The sequence below is a fragment of the Enterococcus canintestini genome, from assembly GCF_001885735.1.
Lineage (GTDB): Bacteria > Bacillota > Bacilli > Lactobacillales > Enterococcaceae > Enterococcus_C > Enterococcus_C canintestini.
In genome coordinates, this window is sequence record NZ_JXKG01000012.1 from 1 (window position 1) to 17,226 (window position 17,226).

The window sequence follows — 17,226 nt, forward strand, 5'->3', positions numbered from 1 at the left end:
CTTTATTAGGATACATGCAGTATGCAAATCAAAGAAAGGCCAATAGTCAAAGAACCGAGATTTCTGATATAAAGACATACTATTTTTACGGCTAGAAGTGTAAAAGAAAAAATAGAGAAGATTACTATATAAATGATAGGATTGAGAAAGGTCATTTGTAAGTAAATTAAAAGAAACTAGTACTAGAATACAATGTGAATAGAGAAGCTTAAGTAACTAAGGTTTTAGATTTTAATATATCAACCATATCTCCTTTTTTATTACCTTGTAGGCAGTGATCAAATAATAGTCTAGAGAATCTATATAAATTGCATTTTTATTAGTTAATAAAAAATGATCAATCATTATCAAAGATTGAATTATAATCAATAAACTAACTTTAGAAAGTATATTTTAATATCCCTGTTTTTTTCATAATGATACTCTTAGATTGCTGAAGAGTCGCTCCTTTAAAAAGAGGGATTCTTTTTTTATAAAAAAATCATTTTTATATACAAAATAAATAAAAAGCAAAATAAATAAAAAGCGCTGTTTGAAATTGTTGCTAATATGAAGGGAGGAAAATAGTTTAAGAAGACACTTTACTCATTAAAACTTTACGCGAAGGGGAGTGATCTGTAAATGCTTAAATTCTTTTATGAAAAGGATGTAAAGAGTATGCACTTTTCTATTAAAATATTTTAATAGAAAAGAATATTGTTAACAGAAAAAACATGTAATAAATGCACTTTTTTAAGTACTTAAACATAAAGAATATGTTGTTTTATGGGAAAAAAAACTAAATACTCTGTAGACTATAAAAGGAGTAAAGATTAACTATTCTCATCTCTTCAAAATTAAGGAGAGAGAACTATGGTTAAAGAGACAAAGTATAGGAACAATAAAGTTGAAAATCAAATTATCAGTTATTTTAATAGAGTAATAAAGAATGCTGCAGTAAATTATTATAATCAAAAAATAAATAGAAAGAAAAAAGAATTTCTAACTGATAGTTTTGATAGAATTATTTCTGAAAATTATACTATAGATTCTGAAATACCAAATACTGTTATTAATGGAATTCCACTTCACATTGAGGATGATTTTGTTTTCAACTTGCTAATAAACTTAGAGAAAAAAGAATCATTATTCTTAGTTTATTATTATTTTCTAGACTTAAGCATAGAAGAAATTGCGTATTTATTTGAAATGAAGGTATCAAGTGTCTATGGTTTAAAAAGAAGATTGTTAGAGAAAATTCGTCAAAAATATTCTCTCTAAGGAAGTGCTTAGATATGCTAGAGAATTTAATAAAAGAAGCACAAAATGGAGATTCAACGGCTTATTATGAACTCTTTCTTCGTTTTCAACCACTTTTAATAAAAGTATCTACTAATAATGGTTACTTTGATCAGGATTGTTTTGATGAATGCTTACGTATTTTTTATTTATCTATCAGTAAATTTCGATTTTTGGAAAGAGATTCGTAGTTATGAATAACTAGCATGTAAAAAGTTGTTATTAATAGTGAAGAAAGTTTGCTTATAAAAGTAAGTCAGAAGTAGATTTTCTTTTATGATCTTTGATAATTAAATAGAATCTATTAACTACTTTAATCTAGTATGAGCTGGATTGAGTCTGCGCCAAAACTCAAATAATTTTGATGAGCGGAAAAATGACGATAAATCAAATTAATTTTGTCAAAATTAATTGCGATGACTTACTAGAGGATAATGATACTTCCGCAAGGCTGCTCAATGACTGAGGAGAAGTTTTATAACTTATGTGCTTGACGAGCAAGTTAATAGAATTTTCTTATGCTAAATTACATGAAGAGTTTTTAGGAGGTTATAGTATGGAAAAAGATTTCGATACGATGGTTAATCGGTCAGATCTTATAAATTTGGGATTTAAAGCTAATCAGGCTACACAAATGATAAAAGAAGCGAAGAAATTTTTAATAAATATTGAAGGAGTTGAGTTATACAATAATCGACAAATAAATATGGTTCCATCGAGAGTAATCGAAGAATTATTTCATTTGAAAATAAATAAATGAGCGTTATACTTATTATAGATGGTAGATGTTCATTATAATGAGAGGTTATTCGTTATGGTGAAAATACAAAATATTTATCGTGATAATAAGACGAAAAAGTGGTATTTTAAAGTATATTTAGGTACTGATGCTGATGGTAAAAAAATACAAAAGACAAAACGAGGCTTTTCTAGTCAGAAAGAAGCTAAATTAGCTTATGATAGATACATGGCTACTCAAGGGTTTCATGAATTTTATGGGAATCACCTTAATTTATTAAGTAAACAAATGACATTTGAAGAGTTTTATAAAGTACGATTTGTTAGGTGGTATGAGAAACAAGTTAAGAGACAAACTTTCGAAAATGCTCAGTTTATTTTCGAAAAAAAGATGAGATACTTTTACCATATGAGAGTGAGAGACATTACAAGTGTAGATATTGAAGACTGGATGTTTGAATTAAGCCAAACTATTACTCGGAATTCTAGATTGCAAGAAAAGCAATCTACTTTGTCAAATAGTTATATTAACCGTATCAGAGGACATTTAAAAATTGTTTTAGATAGAGCACAAAAGGAGGGCCTGATTGATCAAAATCCTATAGATAATGTTTGTTGTTTGCCAAAAGAAAATGAAAAAATAGACTTTTGGGAGTTTAAAGAATTCCAAAAAGTAATGGAATATTTCAATGGTAATAACATGCAAATGAAGCATAGGCGCTTGGTGTATGAACTATTATTTTTTACTGGAATGAGAATTGGAGAATTGTCTGCTCTTCCGTGGAAATATGTTGATTTGGAAAAGCAACAAATTACAATAGAAAAAACACTAGTATACTCAAAAAAAGATGAATGGTATCTTTCTACACCCAAGACCAAAAATGCTTATCGCACAATAGGTATTGGTAGTCACTTATCAAAGAAATTATACGAATGGAAAAAGCTACAAAGTTTACTAGGAAACTTCGAATATGTAATTCAATTAGATGGTACGTTTACTCCCCCATATTCTTTTGCTAGTTGGTTAAAAGAAGCAGCTCTTGCGATGGGAGTTAAACCTATTAAGTTACATTCCTTACGGCACTCACATGTTGCTTTTTTAATTGAACAGAATATTCAACCTTTAGTAATACAAGAAAGAATGGGACATTCTAATATTAATATTACTTTAGGAACATACGGACACTTATATGCAAAGGCGGATGATCGCGTAATCCATGCAATAGATAGTTTTGAGTCGGATACTGTTATTTAAGGTAAAACGTAAAAGAATTTATAGTCTATTTTCTCTCATTTTTCTCTCAAAGATGGTAATAATACTATAAAATCAATGAGGAAAGAATGTTCTTTCCAGTTTAAGATGTATCGGAAGTAATAAGTGTTTACGTTTAAATTAAGATAATTTTCCCTATTATAAAACTTCTTAAAAAAACTCTCTACACTAAAAAGCTGAACGAAGTCGTTCAGCTTTTTATCAAAAATAGGCTATCGTTTGAAGTTTCTAGTAGAGATATTGACAATTTTTTAGTTAATCTCAACAATAACTGTTTAAGCTATATTTTGTATGATAAAATAGTGTCGTGAAATAATAGTTAGTGTCGAGGAGATATTGTAATGGAAATCCTAAAAACACGTATTGCCGATTATGTTACAGACAATTCGAAGATGAAGGAAGATTGGAAAAAGAATACTGCGCAGAAGATTGCTGAGGAATTAAAAGTTAGCCGTAATATCGTTTCTCAATATTTAAATGAATTTGTAAAAACTGGGGTATTTGGAAAAATAAATTCTCGTCCAGTTTTGTTTTTTGCATTTCCTGAAAAACTCTCTAACAGTCACATTTTTAGTTCAATAGAGGACGCTGAAAAATGGTATAAGAATTTTTTTAGATTTGGATTAGAAAAAATTATAGGTAGTACAGGAAGTTTAAGGAATATAATTGATCAAATGAAAGCCGCAATTTATTATCCGCCTAATGGTCTTCCAATTCTTTTGCATGGCGAAACAGGTACAGGGAAAAGTTTTTTAGCAAGTTATGTATATAAAGATTTAGTAACAAGGCAAATGATTGACGCGAAAGCTTCTTTTGTTTCAGTTAATTGTAGTGAATATGCAAATAATCCAGAACTGTTCTTATCTAATTTTTTTGGGCATGTAAAGGGCGCCTATACTGGTGCGGATCAGGAAAGAAAAGGATTGGCGGAGTTAGCAAATGAGGGCGTGCTATTTTTAGACGAAATTCATGCCTTAAGTAATGAATGCCAAGAAAAACTTTTCCAATTCATGGATACTGGTAATTTTCATAGAATGGGCGATAATGAAAATTGGCATACATCCAACTGTTGGATGATTTTTGCAACATCTGAACCCCCGGAAGATCATCTCTTGCCTACATTGTTACGCAGAATACCTGTAAAATTAGTTCTTCCTTCGCTTAATAGCCGTTCTTCTTATGAAAAGAAACAATTAATTAAGATCTTTTTTGAAGAAGAGGAGAAACGTTTAGAAAAAAAATTGTTTATTTCACAGCAATTACTAGAGTTTTTACTAAATTATCGTTTTAGTGGAAATGTTGGAAACTTAAAAAATACGATTCAGTTAACTTGTGCCAATGCTTTTTCGTCCTTGAGTGAAGAGAAAGAGCTCTTGATCCAGATGTATCATTTGCCTCAATGGATTAATTTTAATGAACTAAAAAAGACTAGAGAAAAAGAATCTTCAGATTTTATTTGTTTATCCGATTTAGAGAGAACAAATGAAATATTTGATATGAATGAACTCATTGAGTATTTATACAATAAGTGGGAGAAGTGCGAGAATCAAAATCAGCTTTTCTTTGAATATGATAAATTTTTTAGGCAAAAGAATGTAGATCTACAATTTAATAAAGAGATTTCTACCCCAACCACTTATCAAGAAGTAAGATTTAGACAATATATAAAAGAAATCGAACAAGATTTCCAAATAACTTTTGATTATTATTATTTACAGATGACTATGACTTTTCTAAATTCATGGATTTATCAGACGCAGGTAGTAACACTTAAGAATACTGATGAGTTTACAAATGGTATTAGTAGTAACTGCAGCCAAGAGGCACAATTAGTAAAAAGATTTTTACAAAACAGCGATATCTCCTTAACTAATATTCAACAAACAGTTTTGGTTGTTTTGTTCAAATTGATGTGTAGTAAAGAATTCCAACAAAAACGGTTAGCATTAATATTAGCACACGGAGACTATACGGCAACCTGCATCGCCAGTACGGCTAATCGAATTATTGGTAGGTACATTTTTGATGCGATTGATATGCCTTTAATGACTTCAAGCACTGAAATAGCTGATAAAATAAATGCATACTTACATGAACGAACGGGATTTGAAGAAATTATTTTATTGGTTGATATGGGATCGTTGGAAAAAATATACGTAAATCTTGAGTTAGATCCTCAAAAGAAACTAGGACTCTTAAATAACGTTTCTACAAGAATGGCTATGGATGTAGCTAATCAATTGTTATTAGACTTACCACTTAAGCAAATTTTAGAACAAGTAAAGGAAAATCAATCTATCGACTATATTTACGAATCTTCAAGCAGGAAGAAAGACATGATTGTTTGTTCTTGTGCTAGTGGACTAGGAACTTCGTTCAAATTAAAAAAAATATTGGAAGATAGTTTTCCAACAGCATCGGATCTCGTAATAGAAACTTGTGATTATTATTCACTAGCCAAAGAGAATTATTTAACAGAATTACGCAAAGAGAACAATATTCTGTTTATTGTAGGTACATTAAATCCGCATTTAGAGGAAGTTGCGTTCTTTTCAATAGAGGATATGATTTTGGGGATTAATATTGGTGAACTTTCCAGCCAGCTAAGTCGTCATTTTAGTGATGATGAACTAAAACTCCTGAACGATAATATTTTAAAGAATTTTAGCCTTACTAATTTAATGGAGCAATTAACCATTCTAAATCCAACAAAATTATTAGAACAGGTTTCTGATGCTATCTATATTTTGCAAAATGATTTAGGTGTTTCATTAGATAATAATACCTGCTTTGGTTTATATGTCCATATCAGTTGTTTGATAGAACGCTTAGTAAAACAAAATACCCTTGAAGATGAAATATATCTGAATGAATCTAGTGGAAATTTTAAAACTTTTCAGAAGTATTTTAAACAAGCTTTCAGTGTCGTTGAACATTTTTATAGTGTCGATATTCCTACTCACGAAGTTAAATACGTATATGATTATATAAAAAGAGCTTGATGTATCAAGCTCTTTTTAATTTGGCACAGAACTTGCTTGTTAAAGAATGAAAGATAAAGGAGGATAAATTTATGAGTATTGTTATGTCTAGAATTGATAATCGATTATTGCACGGAATTATTGTTACACAATGGGCCCCAATGTCTAAAGCGAATAGGGTAATGGTGATTGACGACTCAGTAGCAAATGATGACATAAAGAAGTCTAGTATGCGTTTGGCACGTCCTGCAGGCATGGCTGTGTCAATCATTACCGAGGAGACAGCGATTACGAATTTTAAAAAAGGAAAATATGATAAGGAAAAAGTGTTTGTTATTGTCAAAGAACCTGAAACTATTCTTCATTTAGTAGAAAATGGGATTGAACTGGATCGTTTAATTGTCGGTGGAACAGTTGTAAAAGATAACGCACTACAATTGTCTTCTCGAGCATATGCCTCAGAGGAAAATGTAGAGACTTATAAAAAATTGTTGGGGACTGGTATGGAAATTGTTACTCAATTTGTTCCCGCTGACAAAGCACAAGATATTCAATCGAAAATAGGATAGGAGAGAATTGTGATGCATTTTACTATTTTTCAAATTGTTATGCTAACATTTTTAGCATTTATCAAGCACGTCGATTACTACGGAATTCCAATGATTTTCGTAAATTACGCTGTGTTTTGGGGATTGTTCACAGGTATTTTAATGGGAGATATCAAGACTGGGTTAATTGTTGGTGGAACAGTTCAGTTGATGTCATTAGGTGTTGCTGGGTTTGGTGGTTCATCAGTACCAGATTATGGGACATGTGCAATTATTGCTACCGCGTTCGGTAGTCAATTAGGAGTGGAAGCAGGACTGGCAATTGGATTACCAGTTGGCATGCTGGGCGTTCAATTGGATGTTATTGTCAAAATATTAAATGGTTTTGTTGTAAGAAAATCTCAAGAATTTGCTAATAAACGAGAGTTTAAGAAAATGAATAGCATTTTATGGCTAGGACCGATCTTCTTTGGTTTATCTGCGGCTATTCCAGTTTTTATCTCCGTTACTTTAGGTCAGTCAGCTGTAAACTATGTTTTAGAAGTTCTTCCTAGTTGGTTTATGGATGGATTAACACTAGCTGGAAAAATGTTACCTGCCGTTGGTATTGCGATGCTACTACGATTTATGCCAACGGGGCGATACATTAGTTATTTACTTGTAGGATTTTTCTTAGCAGCCTTTTTAAAAGTACCTATCATTGGTGCAGCGATTATAGGCTTTGCTTTAGCATTTAATGTGTATCATCGTGCTGAGAAGGATGCACAGCTGACAGCTTCTGCTAGTGCTTTAGATGGTGGATTTATTGGAGAGGATGAATAAAATGAGTGAAAACTATCAAGTAACGAAAAAAGATCTTAGAAAAGCAAACTATCGTTGGTTGATGTCAGTTTGTACTTTTAATTATCAAACACAACAAGGTGCATCAGTAGCCTACGCGCTATCACCTATTTTAAGAAAACTATATAAAAATGATGACGAATATACTGAAGCGTTAAATAATCATTTTCAATATTACAATACACAACCTTGGTTAGCGGCTATCGTTTTAGGTGCGTGTGTAGCAATGGAAGAAAAACAAGGCCTAGAGGCAAAAGACGCTATTAACGATTTCAAGGTTGGAACAATGGGACCAATTGCTGGAATAGGGGACTCGTTATTAATGACGATGATTCCAACTATTATGGGATCAATTGCTGCATATATGGCTTTAGAAAATAATCCAGTTGGTATTTTCTTATGGTTCATTTTGATCATGGTTATTTTCTACTTCCGGATGAGAGGGTTTGAATTTGGCTACAAACAAGGGATGAAGATTGTTACAGAGTATGGGGAGAAAATCAATTATTTAACCGAGGCAGCTTCAGTTTTAGGTCTAACAGTTGTAGGCTCATTAATTGCTTCAGTAATTAGTGTTTCTACACCACTTAAGTTCACTTTTGGTGAAGTTAGTATGGAAATTCAACCAATGCTGGATAAAATTTTGCCAACATTGATTCCGGTATTAATCACGGCAACGGCTTATTATTTATTAAGTAAGAAAAAAGTCAGTATGACTATTTTAATCTTGTTAGTCATTGTTTTTGCAATGATTATGGCAGCATTTGGAATACTAGCCTAAAAGAAAAGGATTTTAATTATGAGAAAATTGATTATTGCTAGTCATTCGACACTAGCTGAAGGATTTAAAGAGACACTAGAATTTTTAACAGGTATTCAAAATCGAATTAATAGTTTATGCGCATACGTAGAAGGAACAGAAGAGATCGATAAAACAATTACAGAGTTACTATCTACTTCTGATGAAATAATTATTTTAACGGATATGGCCGGTGGAAGTGTAAATCAAAAGTTCTATCAACACATTTCTGATAAAGTACATGTTATTGCAGGGGTGAACTTACCTCTTGCAATGTCGATAGCTTTGCAGCTGGATAACGAAAATCTTGATATTCCTTCTATTGTAGAAGAGGCTCAGCAACAAATTATTTATATGAATGACCAAAAGAGTGAAGAAAAGGTAGAGGATGAATAGTATGAATTATCTGGATAAAATCTGGCTACATCAAGGTGAAGAGAGTCGGACAATCTCGCCTGAAAACAAAAATGGAGAAAAAGGAAAGGCGGCTATGACTGCAAGTCATTTAGGAATCGGAAGAAAAGGAACGCCGTCTGTTCCGATAAATTCTGGAGAGACTATTACCTTAGCTGAAATCGAAGGACCAGGAATTATTCGTCATTTTTGGATGACGGTAACGGATAAGACGATTGCTGGTAGTTTTGTGCTACGTGATTTAATCTTACGGATTTATTGGGATGATGAAGAAAAGCCATCTGTCGAAAGTCCTTTAGGTGATTTTTTTTGTAATGGTTTTGGAACGAGATGTGATGTGAATTCGTTGCCAATTGTGGTTAACCCCACTTCAGGAATGAATTGTTATTTTGAAATGCCCTTTAGAAAAAAGGCTAAGATAACGTTGACGAATGAACATCCCGAGTTTATTAAACATATTTTTTATACCTTCAACTACGCCTTAACAACTGTTCCAGAAGATGCAATGTATTTTCATGCAAAATGGAATCGTGAGGCGATTACGACAAAAGGACAAGATTATACCCTTATTGAAGGTATAAAGGGAACAGGATATTATGTCGGAACTTACTTTGCTTTGTGTGCATTAGAAAGATATTGGTGGGGAGAAGGAGAGTTCAAGTTTTATTTAGATGGGGATGAATCATTTCCAACCATAACTTCTACGGGAGCAGAAGATTACTTCGGTGGAGCATGGGCTTTTCATAAGAAAGCTTTTGGTGAACTACCATATGCTCAAAATTATAATACTTTGTTTATGGGCTACCCTTTTCAATCAAAAAGAGATCATACAAGAGATTTTTTCAGTGCTGGAAAGCCAAACCCAAATCCTGTTCATGGTTTTGGTGATGATGCTTTGCCAATGCATGGTTTATATCGTTGGCACCTTCCAGATCCAATCAGTTTCAAAAAAGATTTAAAAGTGACTTTCCAGACTTTGGGAAATGATGACATCAAACTCTATGAGCGTCAAGATGATATTTCATCAGTAGTTTATTGGTATCAGAAGGAGCCGCATCAACCTTTTCAAGAACTGCTGAAGAGAGAAGAACGTTTGCCTAGATAAATATGAAATAGTAGATTTCCGAGTAAAATTTTACTCGGTTTTTTTGATATCCCTATTTCTACAGTTCAAATAGAATCTACTTCTTGAAATTAGACAAGTTTTCATGCTAGGTATTAAATATATTTTTTTAAATTTCAAACTGAAAATAGATATTTTGTATAGGGTAACATATGATATCGTAAAATTCATGTGGTGAATCAGGAATAAGAAAAAAGTGAAGCATTATTTTTGATTGTAAGATTGATAGCTGATTAATCATCTGTATTTTTAGAGAGTTTTTATTAAATTTTGAAACTATCAACACGATATCAATTATTACATGACAAAGTTAATAGAAGATAAAAAGGTTGATGAGCAATTTCCTGAGAAAACAGTTTTTATGAATAGATGTTAACAAATATCGTATTTTTAATTATCAAAAGATAAAACATATCTTTAAAAGTTTTATTCTTTTTCGCGGTATTCTTAAGTTATATGCAAAAGTGGCAAAGGCAATATGGCTTGAACATGAAATGAGAAAGCCAGCGTCTTTAGGCGCTGGCCGGTGTAAAGGACATATATCCCTAGTGCAAACCACCCTTTTGAAGGGTGGTTATGATTAAATAAAAATAGTAAAGAAAAAAATTTGCATCAGGAGATGAATTAAGCACAGTGTTTTTTTCGATATTGTCCAGGAGTTAATTGATATGTTTCTTTAAATAATTTGAAAAAGTGAGCTTTATCGCTATAGCCTAATTCTTCAATAATATTTTGAATGGTCAAATTAGTTTGTAATAAGTATTTTTTCGCATACTCTAAGCGATAAAATGCAAGCCACTCCGAAAAAGTTTTATTGGTATTCTTTTTGATAAAACTGGAAAGATAATTTGGATGGAAATGAAATTTTTCAGCGGTAGTCGTCAAATTGATTTCTGCTAAATGCGTTTGAATGTAGGCAAGTATTTCTTCCACAAGTAGTGAAGACGAAAGATTGGAATCTTTCATCTGAAGACATTTATCTGATAGTTGACTAATTTCAATAATAAATAAGACAAAAGCAGCTTTTGTCACTTTATTATTGAAATAACGCATTTTTACAATTTGTTTGAGTAAAAGTAAAGCATAGAAATGAACATCATCAGTTGGAGAAAATTGAAAAATAAAGTAGTGACTTTGCTTTTCTGTATCTTTAATACTTTCAACAAAAAAGCGATAAAGCATCGATTCTTCTACAAACTGTGCCAACAGTGCATCATTAAAGTACTCTTTTTTAAAGTAAAAACTTAATAAAGCGGTATTTGCTTCTAATTCCTCATATTCAATAGTGGTATACTGATTTGCCATGATAAGTGCGCCAGCTTGGTATGAAAATTCTTTTCCGTCCACAAAGACTCTAACTGAACCACTCAGTACATATAATATTCGAATGTATGGGGCGGGATATGAGAGGCGAGTGCGAGAATTAAGACAGACAAAAGAGGCAATCTGGCGTTCATCGTTTTCAGTAAATGCGGCTAACTCATTGATCATGCCACTTTGCGTTTTATTGTAACAGTCTAAAGTTTTCAAATAACTAAAAAAGTTTTGAAATTGTTCATTAGAAAAATGATACATAAAATACTCCTCACCTTATAATAACCTACTAAAGAACTTCAATTTAACTAATTCAATAGTGAACAAATTTAAGTATAATGATTCCGAGCTCACAAGTAAATAGCTATTTAACGAATACAATTAATTGTGAATTAAATTTCAAATGGTTGGCTTTTAAAAAAAGGTAGATGGAATACGCTACTTTATTTGGTGAGGAGAAAACAGATATGGAAACAAGTACCAAGAAATATCCAAGTAAATTAACGATTGCGATTGCAGCAATTGTTACAAACGTCATTTGGGGAACCCCTTTTAAGTTAATCAAAATTATGAATGATGAAATGGGAATTTCCCGCGAAGCATTTGGTGAAAATTATATGGGACAAGTACTCGCAACAATAAGTATCCGTTTTTTTATTGCAGGTATTATGACATTAATATTTGCTATGTTTATTAAACAAGATATTTTCAAAATAAAAAAATCACAATGGAAAGAAGTTATTGTGATGGGGTTATTATCGACCACTGCTGCTTATTTTTTCTTTAATATTGGGAATGTTAATATTTCATCGACCATAAATTCTACGATTTTAGCCCAGTCTACGATATTTTTTGCTGCAATTTTAGCTCATTTTGCTTACAAGAATGATAAATTAACTTTTCCTAAAATTACCGCACTTATTATTGGTTTTATTGGCTTGATTGTTTCGCAATTGACTGGTGGTACTACCCTTCAAGATATGTTCCAATTTTCTTTAACAGGTGAAGGTTTCATGCTTATCTATGGTTTAATTGCAGCACTTGCGACTATGTTAGCAAAAAAAATTGGTTCCACGCTAAATTCTTTTGTGATGACCGGTTGGAATCTTGTTATTGGTTCTATTGTACTTTTATTCATCGGTATTTTGATGGGCGGCAGTCTTTTTGCAATTAATTGGACTCCCTTAGGAATATTACTATTAATTATTTTAGCAGCTGCTTCAGCAATTCCATTTAGTTTATGGTATTGGTGTGCACAATACGCTAACTTAGGTGAGATTACAGTTTATAAATTTATTATGCCAATCTCAGGGAGTTTACTAGCTGTAGCATTTGGGGAAAGATTTACTGCACCGTTAGCAATTGGTTTAGTATTGGTTTGCATTTCCATCATTATGATTAACAAACCACCCAAATTTATACAAAAACTAAATCGAAATGAAAAGAATGCTTTTTAGTGAGGAGAAAAAAATGAAAATTGGATTTATTGGAACAGGAAATATGGCTTCAGCAATTATATTAGGGGCTGTTAAAAGTAATTTTATTCCAGGAAAAGATATTTACTTATACGATGTTTTTACCCAAAAAGCTCAAGAGTTAAGTAATGAAATTGATGGAAATGCTTGCGCGACAGCAACAGAAGCCATAAAAGAAGTAGATATCGTATTTTTGGCAGTTAAACCCAATATGATTGAAAAAGTATTAGCTGGTTTAAAGGAAGAAATTGTTAACCAGAAAAAAATTGTTGTTTCAATAGCAGCTGGTACAACAATCGATAAATTGGAAAAGAATTTGAGTAAACAAACATCCATTATTCGAGTTATGCCAAATGTCAACGCGATGATTAATCTGGGTGCAGCAGCGGTTACAGGAAATACAGCCTCAAATAGCGAACAAGTTCACTATATTATTGATTTATTTGCTTCCATTGGTAAAGCGTGGGAAGTTGAAGAAAAAGATTTCTCTACCTTCACTGCGTTAGCTGGTAGTTCACCAGCTTATGCTTACCTTTTTATTGACAGCCTGGCACGGGCAGGGGTAAAGCATGGTATTGCTAAAGATAAAGCTTTACAGTATGCAGCTCAAGCTGTTTTAGGAAGTGCACAAATGATACTAGATTCCAATGAAAACCCCTGGACTTTAATCGATCGAGTATGTTCGCCGGGTGGAACAACTGTTGCTGGTTTACTGAAGTTAGAAGAAGAAGCATTTTTAGCAACTGTTGTTAAAGGAATCGATGCAACGATAGCAAGAGATGAAGAATTGAGCCAAAATTCAAAATAGACAAATCATTATTTTGTAAATTTATCTAAAGCGTTGTAAGGAAATATTACCAAATAAGGTGTGACAAAAATCTTGTCACACCTTATTCTTTTGAATAAACGTCAGTAAAAAAGCACCTTAATAACGATTTACGGAAATTTCTTCTTATTTTTTGAAGCTGATCAGTTTTGTCACAACTCTTTTTACCTATATCAAAGTAGATAACTCTGTGTGCGGTAGATTTAAATCCTCTGCCACTGCCTGCATTGTTAATTTACCTTGATAAGTATTAACACCGTGATAAAGAGCGTTATTGTATTGCAATAGATCGACTAAATTAGTCGAGGCTAAGAGTTTTACATAAGGTAAAGTAGCATTACTTAATGCATAAGTTGAAGTTTGGGGGACAGCTCCAGGCATATTTGCCACGGCATAATGAATGACCCCAGCATGTATATAAGTGGGAGCTTCATGGGTGGTTACTTTACTACCAGTTGCAAAAATTCCGCCTTGATCAATAGCAATATCCACAATAACCGATTCATTGGGTATGCTAGCTACCATTTCTTCTGTAACTAAAGTTGGCGCTTTATGACCTGGAAGTAAAACCGCACCAATAACCAAATCAGCTGTTTTCAGTGAGGTACGAATATTTAATTCGTTTGAAATAAGCGTTTGGACTTGACCGTTAAAGATGTCATCTAATTCTTTTAAGCGGTCTAAGTTAATGTCCAAAATCGTCACGTGGGCGCCTAAGCCAAGTGCCATTCGAGCCGCATTATAGCCTGAAACACCGCCCCCGATAATTACCACATTCCCTTGTCTTACCCCTGGAACTCCGGCTAGTAAAATTCCTTTTCCACCAAAAGTTCGTTGTAAATATTGGGCTCCAATTTGTGCGGCCATTCTACCGGCGATTTCACTCATCGGTGCTAAAAGTGGGAGGGTGTTGTCTGCTAACTGGACATTTTCATAGGCAATCGCTGTAACACCTTGCTTCATCAATTCTTCTGTTAATTCTTTATTAGCAGCTAAATGCAGGTAAGTAAATAAGAGTAGTCCAGGTCTAAAATAATGATATTCACTTGGCTGTGGTTCTTTTACTTTCATAACCAATTCACAATTCCAAACTTCAGCAACTGTTGTTAAGATTGCACCAACCTCTAAATATTCTTTATCTGAAATGCCCGAACCCAAACCGGCACCTGTTTCAACTAAAACTGTATGTCCGGCTTTAATTAATTCTAAAACACCACTAGGCGGTAATGCGACGCGATTTTCATGATTTTTAATTTCTTTTGCGATTCCAATTTTCATGGACAAAACTCCTTTATTTAGTTATTTAGCTTATTATAATTACTATTTGCAAAAAAGGACTTCTCACTTTCTAGTATAGAATAAAAGAAAACGATTACAAAGTAACTTTTTGAAATTTAGAAAAAAAGTGACAAAATTCTTGTGATAAAACAGTTCGATGGCTAGAATAAGAAAGACAAGAGGTGATGAGATGCTCAAAAAATTGCAAAAAAAATTAAATGAGTATAATCCACAATATCACGTTTTAAATTTAACTTTATCAATTATTTGGATTATTTTAATGTTACTAGATTTTGCATCTGTCATTAATATTAATGAAAATCCTTTTCGCATTTTAGATTATTTAATCTGGCTTTTATTTACTGTTGATTTTTGTGGCCGCTTAATTGTTGATCCAGATAAAAAAACTTTTTTCAAAAAGAATATTTTTGATTTAATCGCGATTTTACCGTTAAATTTTATTTTTGGTATTTTCGGTTTGGCTCATTTTGGCAAAATATCACGGATTAACCGAATTGCTCGCATTATTGGCTTATTTGGTAAGCTATCTCGCAATAAGCGAAGTATTTTATATACCAACGGTTTCATTTACGTCCTTTATATTAGTCTGGGGATTATTGTCATTGGTGCAGGTTTATTTTCAATTGCGGAAAATAGGTCTTTTGCCGATGCTTTGTGGTACGCAATTGTGACGGTAACAACAGTCGGTTATGGAGATATTGCCCCGACAACAGATGCTGGTAAACTGATTGCGGCTGTCTTAATGATTTTAGGGATTGGTTTTATCGGGATTTTAACTTCAACTATCACGTCTTACTTTAGTCATAAAAATGAAGCGATGCGGCAAGTTGAAGAAGATAGTGAGTTAGCGGAATTAAAAAAAGAAATTACAGCTTTGCATGCGCAGTTGGATCGGATTGAAAAATTATTAAAAAAATAGCTAAAAAGCAGGAGTAAATTGAACCAGATTTCAAAAGTTCAAATTACTCCTGCTTTTTTAGTTAATTAAAAGTAAATGTAACGCTGTTGGTAAAATTTTACATATCATACGCAGAAAACTTTAATTTTTGCTTTGGCTATATTAGCTTTTAGTAAACGTCCAATAGTGAACAATATCACCAGTTACGTCTTCAGGATGAAATAGTTCTTGATAAGTATTTTTTTCAGGGGTGTCATTGGGATCTAAAACCAACACTTGATTGTTTTTTTTTGCACCTAAGACCATAATGTGTCCCACTTCAGTAAAGCGGCCGGGTTTAACAGAAACAATAACTGGAATTTTTTGTTGTAAATACTTACTGGCGCTTTGAAAATCATTGCCTAAATCATGATACTGCAGATGATAATGACTAGCAAAATCACTGAAAATTTGCCATGAAGTTCCTTGTCCATTAACAAAATATTTGTTCTGTGCCCAAGATAATATGTCCTGAGGTGTTGCTTCTTTTTCTTCAAAATACGAAAGTACCATTGTTAAAGACAAAATGGCACAGCCGTTTTTTGCTAATGTATTGTCTTCACCAGTACCGTAACTATCTTGTGCCCAACGCTCATCTGTTTGAAGAATAAGCGGTGTCAGGACCTGGTTACCTTTTAATGTTTGATTTGCTTCTTGGCTATATTGTTGCTGTGTAATAGTTGGAGTAGTGTTAAAAAAAGTAGAATTAGCTGGTTTTGCGACTAAAAGCCAAAGTCCACCTAGTAACAACATGCAAAAACCAATAAAAATTATTTTAGGTTGCCGTGTTTTTTTACGGGTCATCAAAACACCTCGCTTTAATTGTTACTGATACTCTAAAGCAAATTGTATGAAAATAAAATCGGCCACAGGTCTGATTTAGGAAACTTTAAACTTTGAAAGAGCCATGAAGTTATTTCATAAAGATCTATTAGCAGTGGTATTGATTAAATCTGTGGTTTTAGAAATGAAATTAAAGAAAAGTAGAAGTTAGCTAATAGTTGACAAAATTTTTATTAGTTGATAATCTAATGGAGTTCAAAACGAAACGATTACGATTTGCAAAAAATAAAAAGTAAATTGAAAGGAGCTATTGCGATGGCTAAAAAATCAAAAATTGCAAAAGCGAATAAACAAATCGCACTGATTGAAAAATATGCAACACAACGAGCAGCGCTAAAAGCTGCAAATGATTACGCTGCTTTGGCCAAGTTACCAAAAGATTCCAATCCCAATCGTTTAAAATTACGGGATCAAATTGATGGTCGACCACGAGCTTATATGCGTAAATTTGGTATGTCACGAATTAATTTTCGTAAACTCGCCCACGAAGGATTAATTCCAGGCGTGAAAAAAGCGAGCTGGTAAAAAATAGAGATAT

17 protein-coding genes are annotated in these 17,226 nt (G+C 32.6%); 14 read left to right on the plus strand and 3 right to left on the minus strand.

What is annotated here, in order from left to right:
* The first annotated feature begins 852 nt into the window (after window positions 1-852).
* The 10 genes from RU96_RS07930 (at window position 853) to RU96_RS07975 (ending at window position 9,976) form a co-directional block, all read left to right on the plus strand.
* The gene (locus RU96_RS07930; protein WP_071865005.1) at window positions 853-1,260 is read left to right on the plus strand and encodes an RNA polymerase sigma factor; all 408 of its coding nucleotides are present in this window, start codon (window positions 853-855) and stop codon (window positions 1,258-1,260) included.
* 14 nt (window positions 1,261-1,274) lie between these two features.
* Window positions 1,275-1,469, plus strand: coding sequence for a helix-turn-helix domain-containing protein (locus tag RU96_RS07935; RefSeq protein ID WP_071865006.1), 195 nt, complete (start codon window positions 1,275-1,277; stop codon window positions 1,467-1,469).
* A gap of 365 nt (window positions 1,470-1,834) precedes the next feature.
* Window positions 1,835-2,038 carry a DUF3173 family protein gene (locus RU96_RS07940; RefSeq protein WP_010744402.1) on the plus strand — a complete coding sequence of 68 codons (204 nt, stop codon included), beginning with the start codon at window positions 1,835-1,837 and terminating at the stop codon, window positions 2,036-2,038.
* 54 nt (window positions 2,039-2,092) lie between these two features.
* Complete coding sequence (locus RU96_RS07945) at window positions 2,093-3,271, plus strand: site-specific integrase (RefSeq protein ID WP_071865007.1); 1,179 nt, start codon at window positions 2,093-2,095, stop codon at window positions 3,269-3,271.
* Window positions 3,272-3,630: 359 nt separating this feature from the next.
* Entirely contained in the window at window positions 3,631-6,291 is a 2,661-nt protein-coding gene (locus RU96_RS07950; protein ID WP_071865008.1) for a sigma 54-interacting transcriptional regulator, read from the plus strand.
* Window positions 6,292-6,362: 71 nt separating this feature from the next.
* Complete coding sequence (locus RU96_RS07955; protein ID WP_071865009.1) at window positions 6,363-6,839, plus strand: PTS sugar transporter subunit IIB; 477 nt, start codon at window positions 6,363-6,365, stop codon at window positions 6,837-6,839.
* Window positions 6,840-6,851: 12 nt separating this feature from the next.
* Complete coding sequence (locus RU96_RS07960) at window positions 6,852-7,640, plus strand: PTS mannose/fructose/sorbose/N-acetylgalactosamine transporter subunit IIC (protein WP_071865010.1); 789 nt, start codon at window positions 6,852-6,854, stop codon at window positions 7,638-7,640.
* Window positions 7,633-8,439, plus strand: coding sequence for a PTS system mannose/fructose/sorbose family transporter subunit IID (locus RU96_RS07965; protein WP_143350954.1), 807 nt, complete (start codon window positions 7,633-7,635; stop codon window positions 8,437-8,439). Before RU96_RS07960 ends, RU96_RS07965 begins: the two co-directional genes overlap by 8 nt.
* An 18-nt stretch (window positions 8,440-8,457) precedes the next feature.
* Window positions 8,458-8,853, plus strand: coding sequence for a PTS sugar transporter subunit IIA (locus tag RU96_RS07970; protein WP_071865012.1), 396 nt, complete (start codon window positions 8,458-8,460; stop codon window positions 8,851-8,853).
* A gap of 1 nt (window position 8,854) precedes the next feature.
* On the plus strand, window positions 8,855-9,976 hold the full coding sequence (locus tag RU96_RS07975) for a glycoside hydrolase family 172 protein (protein WP_071865013.1): 1,122 nt from the start codon (window positions 8,855-8,857) through the stop codon (window positions 9,974-9,976).
* Between the two features lie 642 nt (window positions 9,977-10,618).
* Here RU96_RS07975 and RU96_RS07980 read toward each other — a convergent pair.
* A complete protein-coding gene (locus tag RU96_RS07980; RefSeq protein ID WP_071865014.1) occupies window positions 10,619-11,569 on the minus strand; it encodes a helix-turn-helix domain-containing protein in 951 nt (316 codons plus the stop codon).
* A gap of 206 nt (window positions 11,570-11,775) precedes the next feature.
* Here RU96_RS07980 and RU96_RS07985 point away from each other — a divergent pair, with 206 nt between their 5' ends.
* Window positions 11,776-12,765 (plus strand): DMT family transporter, encoded by a 990-nt coding sequence (locus RU96_RS07985; protein ID WP_071865015.1) that lies wholly within the window; start codon window positions 11,776-11,778, stop codon window positions 12,763-12,765.
* A gap of 13 nt (window positions 12,766-12,778) precedes the next feature.
* Window positions 12,779-13,591, plus strand: coding sequence for a pyrroline-5-carboxylate reductase (gene proC / locus RU96_RS07990; protein ID WP_071865016.1), 813 nt, complete (start codon window positions 12,779-12,781; stop codon window positions 13,589-13,591).
* Window positions 13,592-13,777: 186 nt separating this feature from the next.
* Here proC and ald read toward each other — a convergent pair whose 3' ends face one another.
* Window positions 13,778-14,887: an alanine dehydrogenase gene (gene ald, locus RU96_RS07995; protein WP_071865017.1), complete on the minus strand. Its 1,110-nt coding sequence runs from the start codon at window positions 14,885-14,887 to the stop codon at window positions 13,778-13,780.
* A 190-nt stretch (window positions 14,888-15,077) separates the two neighbouring features.
* On the opposite strand from ald, the gene RU96_RS08000 reads away from it, so the two are divergent.
* Window positions 15,078-15,827, plus strand: a complete 750-nt coding sequence (locus tag RU96_RS08000) for a potassium channel family protein (RefSeq protein WP_071865018.1) — start codon at window positions 15,078-15,080, stop codon at window positions 15,825-15,827.
* 141 nt (window positions 15,828-15,968) lie between these two features.
* Here the strand turns inward: RU96_RS08000 and RU96_RS08005 are convergent, their stop codons facing one another.
* Window positions 15,969-16,649, minus strand: coding sequence for a C39 family peptidase (locus RU96_RS08005; protein WP_071865019.1), 681 nt, complete (start codon window positions 16,647-16,649; stop codon window positions 15,969-15,971).
* Between the two features lie 294 nt (window positions 16,650-16,943).
* On the opposite strand from RU96_RS08005, the gene rpsN reads away from it, so the two are divergent.
* Window positions 16,944-17,213, plus strand: a complete 270-nt coding sequence (rpsN, locus tag RU96_RS08010; protein ID WP_071865020.1) for a 30S ribosomal protein S14 — start codon at window positions 16,944-16,946, stop codon at window positions 17,211-17,213.
* Window positions 17,214-17,226: the final 13 nt, after the last annotated feature.

Bases quoted from the DNA above. Each gene is read 5' to 3' on its own strand.
- RU96_RS07930 (WP_071865005.1), top strand. From the start codon at position 853: ATGGTTAAAGAGACAAAGTATAGGAACAATAAAGTTGAAAATCAAATT.
- RU96_RS08005 (WP_071865019.1), bottom strand. From the start codon at position 16,649: ATGACCCGTAAAAAAACACGGCAACCTAAAATAATTTTTATTGGTTTT.
- RU96_RS07940 (WP_010744402.1), top strand. From the start codon at position 1,835: ATGGAAAAAGATTTCGATACGATGGTTAATCGGTCAGATCTTATAAAT.
- RU96_RS07970 (WP_071865012.1), top strand. From the start codon at position 8,458: ATGAGAAAATTGATTATTGCTAGTCATTCGACACTAGCTGAAGGATTT.
- RU96_RS07935 (WP_071865006.1), top strand. From the start codon at position 1,275: ATGCTAGAGAATTTAATAAAAGAAGCACAAAATGGAGATTCAACGGCT.
- RU96_RS08000 (WP_071865018.1), top strand. From the start codon at position 15,078: ATGCTCAAAAAATTGCAAAAAAAATTAAATGAGTATAATCCACAATAT.
- RU96_RS07960 (WP_071865010.1), top strand. From the start codon at position 6,852: ATGCATTTTACTATTTTTCAAATTGTTATGCTAACATTTTTAGCATTT.
- RU96_RS07975 (WP_071865013.1), top strand. From the start codon at position 8,855: ATGAATTATCTGGATAAAATCTGGCTACATCAAGGTGAAGAGAGTCGG.
- proC (WP_071865016.1), top strand. From the start codon at position 12,779: ATGAAAATTGGATTTATTGGAACAGGAAATATGGCTTCAGCAATTATA.
- RU96_RS07985 (WP_071865015.1), top strand. From the start codon at position 11,776: ATGGAAACAAGTACCAAGAAATATCCAAGTAAATTAACGATTGCGATT.
- RU96_RS07950 (WP_071865008.1), top strand. From the start codon at position 3,631: ATGGAAATCCTAAAAACACGTATTGCCGATTATGTTACAGACAATTCG.
- RU96_RS07980 (WP_071865014.1), bottom strand. From the start codon at position 11,569: ATGTATCATTTTTCTAATGAACAATTTCAAAACTTTTTTAGTTATTTG.
- rpsN (WP_071865020.1), top strand. From the start codon at position 16,944: ATGGCTAAAAAATCAAAAATTGCAAAAGCGAATAAACAAATCGCACTG.
- RU96_RS07945 (WP_071865007.1), top strand. From the start codon at position 2,093: ATGGTGAAAATACAAAATATTTATCGTGATAATAAGACGAAAAAGTGG.
- RU96_RS07955 (WP_071865009.1), top strand. From the start codon at position 6,363: ATGAGTATTGTTATGTCTAGAATTGATAATCGATTATTGCACGGAATT.
- RU96_RS07965 (WP_143350954.1), top strand. From the start codon at position 7,633: ATGAATAAAATGAGTGAAAACTATCAAGTAACGAAAAAAGATCTTAGA.
- ald (WP_071865017.1), bottom strand. From the start codon at position 14,887: ATGAAAATTGGAATCGCAAAAGAAATTAAAAATCATGAAAATCGCGTC.